Annotated in this window: 12 protein-coding genes; 4 read left to right on the top strand and 8 right to left on the bottom strand. The window is 60.3% G+C overall.

The features are described from left to right. Window positions 1-3 precede the first annotated feature (3 nt). The 4 genes from hpaE to hpaR all read left to right on the top strand — a co-directional run bounded on the left by hpaE (window position 4) and on the right by hpaR (window position 3,897). Window positions 4-1,515, top strand: coding sequence for a 5-carboxymethyl-2-hydroxymuconate semialdehyde dehydrogenase (gene hpaE / locus GGQ68_RS21480; protein WP_183969629.1), 1,512 nt, complete (start codon window positions 4-6; stop codon window positions 1,513-1,515). Between the two features lie 45 nt (window positions 1,516-1,560). Beyond that, the gene (hpaD, locus tag GGQ68_RS21475) at window positions 1,561-2,541 is read left to right on the top strand and encodes a 3,4-dihydroxyphenylacetate 2,3-dioxygenase (protein ID WP_183969627.1); all 981 of its coding nucleotides are present in this window, start codon (window positions 1,561-1,563) and stop codon (window positions 2,539-2,541) included. 39 nt (window positions 2,542-2,580) lie between these two features. After that, complete coding sequence (locus GGQ68_RS21470) at window positions 2,581-3,339, top strand: aldolase/citrate lyase family protein (protein WP_183969625.1); 759 nt, start codon at window positions 2,581-2,583, stop codon at window positions 3,337-3,339. Window positions 3,340-3,456: 117 nt separating this feature from the next. Beyond that, window positions 3,457-3,897: a homoprotocatechuate degradation operon regulator HpaR gene (gene hpaR, locus GGQ68_RS21465; RefSeq protein ID WP_183969623.1), complete on the top strand. Its 441-nt coding sequence runs from the start codon at window positions 3,457-3,459 to the stop codon at window positions 3,895-3,897. Between the two features lie 1,420 nt (window positions 3,898-5,317). Here hpaR and dxs read toward each other — a convergent pair. From dxs to bchZ, 8 genes are all read right to left on the bottom strand, one after another. After that, entirely contained in the window at window positions 5,318-7,267 is a 1,950-nt protein-coding gene (gene dxs / locus GGQ68_RS21455) for a 1-deoxy-D-xylulose-5-phosphate synthase (protein WP_183969619.1), read from the bottom strand. Window positions 7,268-7,375: 108 nt separating this feature from the next. Then, the gene (pufC, locus tag GGQ68_RS21450) at window positions 7,376-8,497 is read right to left on the bottom strand and encodes a photosynthetic reaction center cytochrome PufC (protein WP_183969617.1); all 1,122 of its coding nucleotides are present in this window, start codon (window positions 8,495-8,497) and stop codon (window positions 7,376-7,378) included. Window positions 8,498-8,502: 5 nt separating this feature from the next. Beyond that, the gene (gene pufM, locus GGQ68_RS21445; RefSeq protein WP_183969615.1) at window positions 8,503-9,486 is read right to left on the bottom strand and encodes a photosynthetic reaction center subunit M; all 984 of its coding nucleotides are present in this window, start codon (window positions 9,484-9,486) and stop codon (window positions 8,503-8,505) included. A 3-nt stretch (window positions 9,487-9,489) separates the two neighbouring features. After that, a complete protein-coding gene (gene pufL, locus GGQ68_RS21440; protein WP_183969613.1) occupies window positions 9,490-10,329 on the bottom strand; it encodes a photosynthetic reaction center subunit L in 840 nt (279 codons plus the stop codon). A gap of 124 nt (window positions 10,330-10,453) precedes the next feature. After that, the gene (gene pufA, locus GGQ68_RS21435; RefSeq protein ID WP_183969611.1) at window positions 10,454-10,618 is read right to left on the bottom strand and encodes a light-harvesting antenna LH1, alpha subunit; all 165 of its coding nucleotides are present in this window, start codon (window positions 10,616-10,618) and stop codon (window positions 10,454-10,456) included. A 15-nt stretch (window positions 10,619-10,633) separates the two neighbouring features. Continuing rightward, window positions 10,634-10,783, bottom strand: a complete 150-nt coding sequence (gene pufB / locus GGQ68_RS21430) for a light-harvesting antenna LH1, beta subunit (protein WP_183969609.1) — start codon at window positions 10,781-10,783, stop codon at window positions 10,634-10,636. 137 nt (window positions 10,784-10,920) lie between these two features. Beyond that, window positions 10,921-11,145, bottom strand: a complete 225-nt coding sequence (pufQ, locus tag GGQ68_RS21425; protein ID WP_183969608.1) for a cytochrome PufQ — start codon at window positions 11,143-11,145, stop codon at window positions 10,921-10,923. Window positions 11,146-11,148: 3 nt separating this feature from the next. Continuing rightward, window positions 11,149-12,621, bottom strand: coding sequence for a chlorophyllide a reductase subunit Z (gene bchZ, locus GGQ68_RS21420; protein ID WP_183969606.1), 1,473 nt, complete (start codon window positions 12,619-12,621; stop codon window positions 11,149-11,151). Between the last annotated feature and the right edge of the window lie 13 nt (window positions 12,622-12,634).

The raw sequence follows: 12,634 nt of genomic DNA, 5'->3' as shown, positions 1-12,634 counted from the left end.
ACCATGAGCATCCTGGATCAGAACATCGAAAAGGCCCGCAACTATATGCAGCCTTTGGTCGAGGCCGGTGTCCTCAATCACATAGACGGGCAGACGGTGCCGGCACACTCTGGTGCGCTGATGGATACGATCAGCCCGGTGGACGGCACAAAGCTGGCCGACGTGGCCAAGAGCGACGCCGCTGACATTGACGCCGCCGTCGCCGCCGCAAAGGCCGCGTTCAGGGGCTGGTCGCAAACGCCGGGTGCGGAACGCCGCAACATCCTCATCAAGGTGGCCGAGGCGATAGAGGCCCGCGCCGAGGAAATAGCCTTTACCGAGTGTATGGATACCGGACAGGCGCTGCGGTTCATGTCAAAGGCCGCCATCCGCGGCGCGGCCAATTTTCGCTTCTTCGCCGATCAGGCGCCGGGCGCAGAGGACGGCGAGGTCAGCCGAACACCGACGCAAATGAACACGACATCGCGCCGCCCTGTTGGCCCGGTGGGAGTGATCACACCGTGGAACACCCCATTTATGCTGTCCACGTGGAAGATTGCCCCGGCCTTGGCCGCAGGCTGCACCGTGGTGCACAAGCCCGCCGAATTCAGCCCCATGACCGCCAAGCTGTTGGTGGAGATCGCCGAAAGCGCGGGGCTTCCGCCCGGCGTTCTGAATGTGGTCAATGGGCTGGGGGAAACCGCAGGAAAGCGGCTGACAGAACACCCCGACATCAAGGCTATCGCTTTTGTCGGAGAAAGCCGCACCGGCTCCATGATCATGAAACAGGGCGCAGAAACACTTAAACGGGTGCACTTCGAGCTGGGCGGCAAGAACCCTGTGATCATTTTTGACGACGCAGATATTGACCGCGCCGTGGATGCGGCGGTCTTCATGATCTACTCGCTGAACGGCGAACGCTGCACCTCATCCTCGCGCCTGCTGGTACAATCGAGCATCTATGATGAGGTCTGCGCTCGGGTTGCAGACGCCGCCAAACGTATCAAGGTGGGACATCCGCTCGACCCTGACACGGTGGTCGGGCCGCTCATCCACCCTGTGCACGAAGAAAAGGTGCTGTCCTATTTCGTTAAGGCAAAGGACCAAGGCGCAACCATCGCGGCAGGCGGCGAGAAGGTCGGCGATCAGGGCAACTTTGTCGCGCCGACGCTGTTCACAAACGCCACAAATGATATGAGCATCGCGCAGGAGGAGATTTTTGGCCCCGTGCTCACCGCCATTTCATTCGACACCGAAGATGATGCGCTGGCGATGGCCAACGACACGCAATATGGCCTCGCCGCCTATCTCTGGACCAACGATCTGAACCGCGCCATTCGTATGACGGACCAGTTGCAGGCCGGTATGATGTGGGTCAATTCCGAAAACATCCGCCACCTGCCCTCTCCTTTTGGCGGGGTGAAGGCCAGCGGCATAGGTCGCGACGGCGGCGATTGGTCTTTCGATTTTTACATGGAAACGGTCAACGTCAGTTTTCCACGTGCGGAACATCGCATCCCCAAGCTAGGCGGCTGACCCCCGTCCGCCACGCCCGCCCCAACTGTCCGTAGGAGACCAGACATGCCGATCCCTGCCCCGAATTTGTATCCGCCGTTCAACATCATCCGGCTGAGCCACGTGGTCTTTGGCGTCACCGATCTGGCGAAATCACGCCACTTCTATGTAGACACGCTGGGCTTGCAGGTCACGGACGAGACCGCCGATACCCTCTACTTGCGTGCCATGGAAGAGCGCGGCCACCATTGCATCGTGCTGAAACAGGCCGACCAAGCCACGGCGCGCGCCCTATCATTCAAGGTCTTCTCTGAAGAGGATCTGGACAAGGCCGCGACCTGGTTTGCGAACAAGGGGCACGCGGTGGACTGGGTCGACCGCCCCTATCAGGGCCGCACGCTCGCGACTGTGGATCATGACGGAATGCCGATCGAATTCTATCACAAGATGGACCGTCTTGCTCCGATCCATCAGAGATACGAACTGTATCGAGGCGTAAAGCCTCTGCGCATCGACCATTTCAACTGCTTTTCGCCATCGGTGGATGCCTCTGTCGCATTTTACAACGAGCTTGGCTTTCGAGTGACGGAGTACACAGAGGACGAGGACAGCCAGCTGCTTTGGGCCGCATGGACGCACCGCAAGGGGGGCGTGCACGACATGGCGTTTACCAATGGCACCGGCCCACGCCTGCACCACACGGCCTTTTGGGTGCCGACGCCGCTGAACATCATCGACCTGTGCGACCTGATGGCCACCACCGGCTATGTGGGCAACATCGAACGCGGGCCGGGGCGACACGGAATTTCCAACGCCTTCTTTTTGTATATTCTCGACCCCGATGACCACCGGATCGAGATTTATTGCTCCGACTATCAGACGGTTGACCCGGATCTGGAGCCGATCAAATGGGATCTGAAAGACCCGCAACGTCAGACACTTTGGGGCGCCCCCGCGCCGAAATCGTGGTTCGAGCAAGGCTCCCTGTTCGAGGGTGTCACCCCGCGCAAGGCCGATCTGGACGCCACCCCCATCGTCGCGCCATAACGGCAGCATCCGCTTCACCCGTTGTATTGAGAGACCGCCATGCCTGCACCAGCCAACCCGTTCAAAGCCCGCCTAAAAGCAGGCGACACACAGATCGGCCTTTGGGTTTCTTTCGGGGATCCATCGGTGGCGGAGCTTTGCGCACATACCGGCTTTGACTGGCTGGTGATCGACGGGGAGCATGGCCCCAACGGTCTGCGCGATGTGATGGCACAGCTTCGGGCCGTGGGGACCAAAACGCATCCCATTGTTCGCACCAAAGACGACAATCGCGCCGACATCAAGCAAATGCTCGACATCGGGGCGCAGACCATCCTTGTGCCGATGGTGGAAAGCGGCGCGCAGGCAGCAGAGATCGTTCGCTCGGTGCATTATCCGACCCAAGGCGCGCGCGGCGTCGGTGCGGCGTTAGCAAGAGCGTCGGGCTATGGTACGATCCCGGACTACCTGACCACCGCCGCCGATCAGATTTGCCTGCTGTTGCAAGTGGAAACCATGGCAGGGCTAGAGGCGCTGGACGATATTCTCAGCGTGAACGGCGTCGACGGGATCTTTGTCGGACCAGCGGATCTGGCTGCCGACATGGGCCACATCGGCAACCCCGGCGCGCCAGAGGTGCAGGCTGCGATCAACAATGCGCTGACCCGTATCCGCGCAGCGGGCAAGGCGGCAGGCATCCTGACCTCTGATCAAAAGCTGGCGCAGGGCTACATTGATATGGGATGTGAATTTGTCGCCGTCGGGTCTGATGTGGGCGCGCTGCTTGGCGCTTTGCGTGCGCTGCGGGCAACTTATTGATCCGGTGCATAGCGGTCGAGGGCATCGCATGGTGACTTTTGACGTGCTTGCCCTTTAAGCTGTCCGCCAGAACCAAGCCGCCCGGCAGACCAAGGCAGGCTTGCAGCAAAGGCTCCTATGACGAAAAAGCTGCCCTCTACCACGCGGTCTCTACCGATTGCCCTTATTCGCGCGCGCGAAGGCGTCATGGCGCCGATCCGTCATATGCTGTCCGAGACAGGCCTAACGGAGCAGCAATGGCGCGTCCTGCGCGTTCTTGCGGAACAAGGCGTTATGGATGCCAAGACGCTGGCGGACCGTTCCAGCCTGCTTTTCCCAAGCCTGACCCGCATCACCTCCACCTTGCGTGACAAAGGGCTGGTGACGCAGAAGCGCGACGATCAGGACCGCCGACGCCAGTTCGTCGCAATCGCCCCCGCCGGTCAGCAGATCATAGACGATCATTCTGCAAATGCCGCCGAGATCGTCGAAAGCTTCAAGGCGACACTCGGCGCAGACAATTACGACACGTTGCTCGACTTGCTGGCCCTGCTCGACCCCGGCCAGCAGGACCAATAATCAAATCACCTTAATGTCTGCCCCATGCCAATCCCGACCATGCGAGTCAGACGACACGCTCTCCTAAACCGGATCGCTAAGGTCACCGCCAAAGGCAGGGACGGCGGTTAAAGGTTCAAGACTGGATAACAGAGTGTGACTGGCAGCAGCGTCATGGCGGTGCCCATATTTAAGTCCACAGGCATTTCCGCAACCACCAGCGGGCACTCCAGAATGCCATCTCTAAGGAATTCGGAAAGCTCGGCAGAACTTTCCCGGAAACGTGTGGCAATGCGGGGTCGCTAATCGCCTGTGCCACCATCAATCTGCTGTGCGAACAACCGTTTCCGGGAGGGCCGTTGCAAGATTTCTCCATCGCGCTCCTCGGGCCCTGGCACGGCATTTTCGCCTTGACCGATCAGCGCAGATCCAGAAGCTGACAGTCGATGCTCGCCGGCTTTACGATAAGATAGGCGCTGCCATCAGCCTGTTGCTTTTCAGGCACCAACTGGCGGAAGGGGTAAAAGAGTGCAAAGCCCCGTCGCAAGGACATAAGGCCAGACGTGGTATATACGACATCTGAAAATCCGTCATGAAACCCCTACGAGGCCCGAGATCACAGGATCACCCGGCCCCCACCTCTACGCGGCAAACTCTCGTGCGGCTTATCCTGAATGGCCACCTCCGCTTAAGATTCAGAGAATGCACTGAATAAAGTTCGGCGATTTGTTCGGTCCGACGCCGTACAGACCTTCAAAGTGTGCAGATGCCTGACATCGCAACGTTCATCCCCGAACCTAATGTCAATGGAGCCCAGCCTGTCGGGGCGCGGCGGATTGAGCGGACGCGATCATGAAACTTGGCGCGTACATTCGCGGCGTCAATCGTGAGCTGCGCAACCTTGCCTTTTGCCGCCATCCGAGAGGCAAGGCTTGAAAGTGACCATCGGACTGATCGACCGGCGTGCCTTCCACCTGCCTACGGAGAAGGCACAAGACAAAGGTCTAGCGCGGCACGCCCTCCTCCAGCACCACGTGTCCGCCCTGAAAAAATATTGCCATTTCGCCGAAGGAATATGAGCCGGTTTTCGGATTGGGCGGTGCACGTGGTTTGCATCAGTTTATTGCATTCTGAATGTTCAGACCCAGACTGTTGAGCCCTACTGAAGTGCGACCATCAGAAGGATGCATCAAAGGAGAAACTCTTCACGCGAACACCACGACCACGTACGCCGTCCAAGGCCTGTTACAGCGATCACTGCCCGGCCGGGCTATGCAGAGCGTCCGTCCGATGGGGATATCATCCCAAAGAAGCGCTGTGCCAGAACTTGGGTATCACCCCAAAGTTATCGAGACGTGGCCAACGCCTGCGACCAAACTTGACCGCCTCAACTTCGCCCCCTTAACCTGAAACCCGCTTCAGGTAGCGCGGTTTACATCCATCATCCTGTGCTGACATCGGCCCAACGGCCCATGGTCAGGGGCACCACTGTAGGTTCGGCGCCCAGAGCACGACGTGCCGCCGTTGCAATGTCCAGCGCGGTCATACCGGCATCGGCATACATGTCTGCGGGACTGGCTTGATCGATGAACCGGTCCGGCAGACAAATGTTGCGCATGGCCAAACCACGGTCGAATGCACCCGCCCGCGCCAGCGCGTGCATCACGATCGAGCCAAACCCACCCTCGATCCCCTGCTCTACGGTCAAAAGCGCGCGATGCTCGCGCGCGAGCCGCATCACCAGATCGCTGTCGAGTGGCTTGGCAAAGCGGGCATCGGCCAGGGTCACAGACAACCCGTCGTCGCGCAGCATTCTGGCCGCGGCGCGACATTCTTCGAGGTGAGCGCCGTAGGACAGGATCGCGACATCCTCTCCCTCCTCCAGCACACGGCCTTTGCCGATCTCCAGCACCTGACCACGGTCTGGCAGCGCAACTCCTGTGCCCGCGCCGCGCGGATAGCGGAAGGCGATCGGACCGCTGTCGTGGGCCGCGGCGGTGGCCACCATATGCGTCAGTTCTGCTTCGTCTGAAGCAGCCATGACGGTAAACCCGGGCAGGTTGGACAGGTAGGCAATGTCATAGGCCCCGGCGTGGGTCGGCCCGTCTGCCCCCACCAAGCCGGCGCGATCAATGGCAAAGCGTACAGGCAAACCCTGCAGTGCCACGTCATGCACCACCTGGTCATACCCGCGTTGCAGGAAGGTAGAGTAGATCGCGCAGAACGGCCGCAGACCGCTGGCGGCCATCCCGGCGGCAAAGGTCACAGCGTGCTGTTCAGCGATACCGACGTCGAAGACGCGCGCAGGAAAACGGTCGGCCATCAGGCTTACTCCGGTGCCCGAAGGCATCGCTGCCGTCACCGCTACGACGCGGTCGTCGCGCGACGCCTCCGACAGCAGCGCTTTGCCGAACACGCTGGTGTAGCTGGGTGGGCCGCCGCTGGATTTCACTTGGGCAAAGGTTTTTGGGTCAAATTTCGACACACCGTGTCCACGGTCGACGCTGGCTTCGGCGGGGGCATACCCCTTGCCCTTGACCGTGCAGCAATGAATCAGAACGGGGCCGGTGGCACGAGACCGGGCGGCGCGCAGCACCGGCAGGAGCTGGCCCATATCGTGGCCGTCAATGGGGCCGATGTAGTCGAAACCCAGCTCCTCGAATAGGGTGCCGCTGCCGGTCAAACCGGTCACCAACTGACGTGCACGTTTTGCGCCCATTCGCATGGGTTCGGGTAGTGCAGCCTCGAACCCTTCGGCCAGCACTTTCATTCGGGCCATGGGTTCTGTGGCGTACATACGGCTGAGATAAGAAGACATGGCCCCCACCGGCGGCGCGATGCTCATTTCATTGTCGTTGAGGATCACGAACAGTCGGCGGCCACTGGTGCCGGCGTTGTTCAAAGCTTCATAAGCCATCCCCGCGCTGATCGACCCGTCGCCGATCACGGCAATGGCGTCACCCGTGGGCCGCCCCATGTCTCGCGCCACGGCAAACCCCAGCGCAGCACTGATCGAGGTGGAACTGTGCGCCGCGCCGAATGGGTCATGGTCGCTTTCGCTGCGCTTGGTAAAGCCGGACAGACCACCTTTTTGACGCAGAGTGTGCATACGGTCGCGCCGCCCGGTCAGGATCTTGTGCGGGTAACACTGGTGGCCGACATCCCAGATCAGCTTGTCCATAGGGGTGTTGAACACGGCGTGAATGGCCACAGCCAGTTCGACAACCCCCAGCGACGACCCCAAATGTCCGCCGGTTTCCGAGACGACGGAAATCACCTCGGCGCGCAGTTCATCGGCCAGAAGGGTCAGTTTGTCGTCGGGCATCTGGCGTAGGTCAGAAGGTCCTGCGATCCGGTCCAACAACGGGGTTTTCGGGGTGTCCTGGGTCATCACGCGCGCTCCTCCCGCAGAGTGGTGGGGCGGCGAACGCGATGCGGGGCGCGAACGGCGCGAAGGAAAAAACGGGCGGCGCGAGGGATCGTACCGCCCGATCTGATCTTATTGGCTGTAGCTCGGGGCACCTTCGGTGACAGCGAGTTCGGGCCAGTCGTTGATGACATTGGTTCCTTGGATGGGCTGCTGCGCGCCTTTGTGGCAGGTCATGCAAGCCGCCTTTGGGGCGTCACCCATAACTGGACCTAGGCGGGTCTGCGGGTAGACGTCCTTTAGCGGAACGAGATACTCATTGTTCAGCTCGTTCACCATCTGAATGCCCAGCGTTGCCGTCGCCCATTGTGGTGTCACCTGACCTGCATCGTAAAACGCGCGGGTGTTGTGGCAGAAGGTACAGTTTACCCCCAGAGAATTGGCCACGTAGTTCATCAACGAATAGGTGCGTTCCGCGTTCTGGATGGCAGGATAGTCGTCCTTGCCTGGTACCCCGGCAACACGGCTGTCAAGATCATGGACGGCAATGATCTCACCATTCAGCAGGTACGCTTCGAGCGCGTCAGACGGCAGCGAGGTATACTGCGACAAAGGGGTTACGCGGTTTTGATGTGCCGCCCACCCTTCGGCGGATTTGTTTACCTCGCCCAGTTGGTACCAGATGCCGCTGGGAACGTTCTGCCCGCGGTGGCAGGTCAGGCATGTGACGCCAACCTGCTTGTTCGCGTTCACATGCACATCCCAGTTTTCGTTGATGTTCTGGGTCATCTGGATCATGCGGCGGGCAACGACCTTGGTATACAGAGTGTCCTGGCCGTAGGTCTCCAGATCGCCATCACCGTGGCAATAGGCGCAGCCTTGTTCGGGGGCGACCCATCGGGTCATCGCTCCCATCACACGGTTGAAGTTGGCGTCGGTCAGATCGCCCAGCACCTGGACGTTCTGGTAGATGTCTCCAGCCAGCTCTTCGCCTTCCTCGGGCAGATAGGGTTCGTCCGAGAACATCGTGGCGATGATCGGGTCCGGGGTCGCCAGATCGGCCTTGAATTCCGGCACGGACATCCCCGTGCCGCGTGGGCCGGTCTGCAGACTGTCGGTGGCAAAGGGTTGCCCCAGTGTCACCAGTGCCGTCACTGCGATCACTGCAACTCCGACCACTCCGACCACAACCGCCGGCCATTCGACGTTCACCGGATTATCGCGATTCCATTTGCTAAACCACTTGGGGAACATTGGGCTCACTCCTTTCCGATGAAGGCTTCGTAGGACCCAAAGGCCTCGTAGCCGTAACTGCCGTCATACATCGGCGCAAAGTTGTGTTCCTGTGCCCAGATGAACCAGTTGTCGACCACGGTGCCGGTCAGCAATATGCCGATGCCACCGGTGATCGGGCAGAGCACGGCAAACCACCAGGCCCAGCGGTGAATCCCTTCCATCGTGGCGTTGAAGCCCATGGTCCAGCGCCAGAAAAGAGCCGCCCGTTCCGAGGCCGTGCCCCGGTCGACAATCTGTTCCAGTTCACGGTCGCCGCCAAAGCGGCTGACCGCCAGAATGGTCGCACCGTGCATTGCGAACAGCAGAACCGAGCCATAAAGGAAGACGATCGAGAGACAGTGGAATGGATTATAGTAAAGATTGCCGTAGCGAATGGAAAAGGCTGCGGTCCAGTCCAGATGCGGGAAGATACCATAGGGCACGGCCTCGCTCCACGACCCCATCAGGATCGGGCGGAAAAGGCCCAGCACCAGGAACAGCCAGATCGCACTTCCAAAGGCCCAAGCGACGTGTTTGCCCATCTTGTGCTGTTCGGCCAGCAGATAACTGCGCAGCCACCAAGTGCAGACGCTGACCAGCAGCATGAAGCTGGAAATGATGTACCAGCCGCCATCCTGCAACGGCGGGATTTGAAGCCCATAGCCCGGGCTGGGCGGTTCCAGCGCCAGCCAGAACCCCTGCCGCAGGAACTCGGGGATCGACCAGTTGACCTGCGCCAACATGTTGATGCCCACGATATTCAGGAAAAGGATTCCGGTTGCGAGGCTGACCATGCCGGTCCAGCCCAAATAGATCGGACCGATCTGCGCATTGCCGATCAACCCCATCAGTCGGCTGAAGAACGGGGTAATCATCCGCTCTTCGGTCATCTTGTTTTCATTGTCCATGCCCCACTCGACCGGGCCCTGAACCTGCACTTGGGTGAAAATATTTTTATACTCAATCATTGGTCACATCCCCACTTGGCTTGGCCAGATCGGCAGTTCAAGCCACCAGTTCCACCACTCGGGCCAGCCCTTGGTCCAGACCGGGCCGCTGATGATGATGCAGACCGCGCTGAAGAAAACCGCGTTGATCGCCAGAAGGAAGCCGACGCGGTGAATACCCAGCGTGCCGATGGAGTAGCCGACAAAATCACGAAAGAAGGTGTCCTCGTCGTCGGGCGTCTTCATCTTCTGACCCTTTTCAGGGTTGGCCGCCGACAAGATCAGCCCGCCATGCAAGGCCAGCGCCAGCGTGGTGGTAAAGAACAGCGTCACGGCCAGCATATGTGCCGGGTTGTAGTGGAAGTGCAGATAGGCGTAGCCGGTGTTGCTGACCCAATCGAGATGGCTGAAAATGCCGTAAGGAAATCCATGTCCCCAGGCCCCCATCAACACCGGCCGGAACACCGTCAGTGTCACATAGGCCAGGATCGCGAAAGCGAAGGCCACCGGCACGTGGTACCCCATCCCCAGCTTGCGGCAGATTTCGACCTCGCGTAGCGCCCAGCTACAGAATGCGCCGATGGCGCAGATCGTGATGATCTGCCACAGGCCGCCTTCCATCAGGGGGGCTGCGCCCAGCCCATAGGACAGGTCCGGAGGGGCGATATTTATCAACCAGGGATTAAAGGTGCCTTGATAGGCCGCCCCCCAGAAAATCAGAATGGTTCCGAGCAGGGCGAAAAATGCCGTCGTGACCCCGAAAAAGCCCACGTAGAATGGACCAACCCAGAAATCGAAAAGTTCGCCGCCGATCAACGTCCCTCCGCGGACGCGATACTTTTTTTCAAAGCTAAGCAACGCCATCGTTGTACTCCGCGTTTGGCGGCTCGTCCCGTTCAGATTTCAAGCCGTCGTCATGAATGGTTAAGGTTGCAGCGGGCGATCACACCGCCCGCAGCAGTCTCGTCGGGCTGACGCCCGGTCTGGTTTAATCGGCTGCTGCGCGCGACTCGGCGGCATTTTCGAACCAGTTGACGCCATTGGACAGAACCACCAGGTGGATCATGACAGCCAACAGGAACAGGAAAACGCCTTGCGCGACGAAGACGCGGCGAGGATCAAAGATCAGCCAAATCTTGTAAAATTTTGACACGTCCATATCCCTTCCTTAAAACCAAGGGGCCCAGATGTAGGTTGCCAAGTGGGCAACCACTGCGACGATCGTGAAGAGGTATAACCCACTCATGTAGACCGAATGCAGCTCTTGGGCCTGTTCGTCTGTGAGACCTGTGAAGGACAGGTCGGTGTTATCAGCCATTAACTTTCCTCCGGAAAACTACGCTGACGCCGCGATCCCCGCGGCCGGGTCCTGCGGGGCCTTCACGGTCCCTCAGGTCTCTGTCCGCCCCTGAAAGGGCAGGCAGCTGGTGTCTCGGGTCCTGTGCCGCCGTGGGCTCAGGCCGAGAAAATCATCGGGGTGATCCGCCCGGCGTCGCGTCGCGCGCGCGCCAGAGGGCCGGACCACTGCCGGGTGTTGCCCAAAGCGAGATCGCGCAGGCAGCTCACAACGGCAAATGCCAAGGCGGTCACGAAGATTGCGCCAAAATAGACAGCATACTCCGCCCCCTGGCCGCGGCGTGCCGCATAGCGGCCGGGAGCGTGGGATGTGACATCGGTCATCGATCAATCCTCCTCATTGACAAAGCGTGTTTTTGGGGCCAGCCCCTGCACGGTTTCCAGAACAACGCGTTCGGCACCGGACTTCAGAGCGGCGTCTTCAGCAGCATCCCGCAGGGATTTGGCCGCGGAAATTCGGGTCAGAATGGGGTGGCTGGCTACCAGCCGATCCAGCGCCGCCTGTGCATCCGCATCCCATGGGAAATTGCGGCGCAGCGGAGTTGGCGTGGCCTCGACCGCATCCATGTCGCTGGCCAGCGGCAGGATATGGAACAGCGCGTCGAACAACCCGTTGCAAACCTCTTGCAGCAGGTAAGTCGCCCCAGCGTAGCCCATCATCGGCGTGCCCGTGGCGCGCCGGATCGCCGCTCCCGGAAAGCTGGCAGGGATGAACGTCGGACGCGGACCATGCCCGCACTTCAGTTCGGCCAGATACATCTTTTCGTTGATCGACCCCAGCACCACCAGCGGGCGGTCCTGCGCGATGCGGGCGCGAACCTCGACGTTGTTGGTTTTCTTGCCCGCGATGCGCGCAATGGCAAAGGCGCAGGGCAGTCCAAGGTCATCTTCCAGATACTTGCGGATGCCCCGGGCGTAGGTCTCGTTCGCCACAATGCCAAAGCTCGCGGTGGCAAAGAAATCCTGCGTGACCGACCGCCAAAGATCCCAGACCGGTTTGATGGTCGAATGCTTTTCCTGCTCGATGAACGGTTCCGGGTCCAGATCCAGCATCTCACCCAGCTTGCGGAGGAACAGGGTTGTGCTGTCGACGCCGATGGGCGCCTGCAGATAGGGCTTGCCCAACACCTCGCACAGGCCACGTCCAAATTCGCGGTACATGCAGATATTGACGTCGCTGTTTACCAGATCGCGCATTTCAGCCAGATGCGCGCCAAGCGGCAGCACCATGTTGACCTCTGCGCCGATACCTTCGACCAGGCGGCGGATCTCGGCCAGATCTGATGGCATGTTGAAGGTGCCGTACATCGGGCCCAGGATATTGACGCGCGGGGCGGCATCCTCGGCGCGGGGCTTTTCCTTGGGCATGCGGCCCTTGGTCATGCCGAATTCGGTGAACAGCCAGGTCATGGCGCGATCCGCCGCCTGCCACTGGTCCTCGTCGATGGTGCGCGGCAGGAACCGCTGAATGTTGGTGCCCATGGGCGTCACGCCCCCGCCGATCATCTCGGCAATCGAGCCGGTGACAACCACCGCAGGCAATGCCGGGTCCAGCGTGCCCCAGGCGCGTTTCATCGCGCCTTCGGTGCCTTCGCGCCCCAGTTCCTCTTCGCCCAGACCTGTCACAACGATGGGCAGTTCATGCGGCGGCAGCGCGTCGGTGTAGTGCAGCACCGATGTCACCGGCAGGTTCTCACAGCCCACCGGGCCGTCGATCACCACTTGCAGGCCCTTTACGGCGCAAAAGGCATAAACAGCGCCCCAATATCCGCCGGCGCGGTCGTGGTCCTGGATCAGCATGGGCCTGCCTCCC

It is taken from the genome of Sagittula marina (assembly GCF_014196795.1).
Lineage (GTDB): Bacteria > Pseudomonadota > Alphaproteobacteria > Rhodobacterales > Rhodobacteraceae > Sagittula > Sagittula marina.
This window is presented reverse-complemented; position numbering and strand designations above follow the sequence as displayed.

Coding starts and splice junctions, on each gene's coding strand:
- hpaR (WP_183969623.1), top strand. CDS start 3,457: ATGACGAAAAAGCTGCCCTCTACCACGCGGTCTCTACCGATTGCCCTT.
- pufQ (WP_183969608.1), bottom strand. CDS start 11,145: ATGACCGATGTCACATCCCACGCTCCCGGCCGCTATGCGGCACGCCGC.
- pufC (WP_183969617.1), bottom strand. CDS start 8,497: ATGTTCCCCAAGTGGTTTAGCAAATGGAATCGCGATAATCCGGTGAAC.
- bchZ (WP_183969606.1), bottom strand. CDS start 12,621: ATGCTGATCCAGGACCACGACCGCGCCGGCGGATATTGGGGCGCTGTT.
- dxs (WP_183969619.1), bottom strand. CDS start 7,267: ATGACCCAGGACACCCCGAAAACCCCGTTGTTGGACCGGATCGCAGGA.
- hpaD (WP_183969627.1), top strand. CDS start 1,561: ATGCCGATCCCTGCCCCGAATTTGTATCCGCCGTTCAACATCATCCGG.
- pufB (WP_183969609.1), bottom strand. CDS start 10,783: ATGGCTGATAACACCGACCTGTCCTTCACAGGTCTCACAGACGAACAG.
- GGQ68_RS21470 (WP_183969625.1), top strand. CDS start 2,581: ATGCCTGCACCAGCCAACCCGTTCAAAGCCCGCCTAAAAGCAGGCGAC.
- pufL (WP_183969613.1), bottom strand. CDS start 10,329: ATGGCGTTGCTTAGCTTTGAAAAAAAGTATCGCGTCCGCGGAGGGACG.
- hpaE (WP_183969629.1), top strand. CDS start 4: ATGAGCATCCTGGATCAGAACATCGAAAAGGCCCGCAACTATATGCAG.
- pufM (WP_183969615.1), bottom strand. CDS start 9,486: ATGATTGAGTATAAAAATATTTTCACCCAAGTGCAGGTTCAGGGCCCG.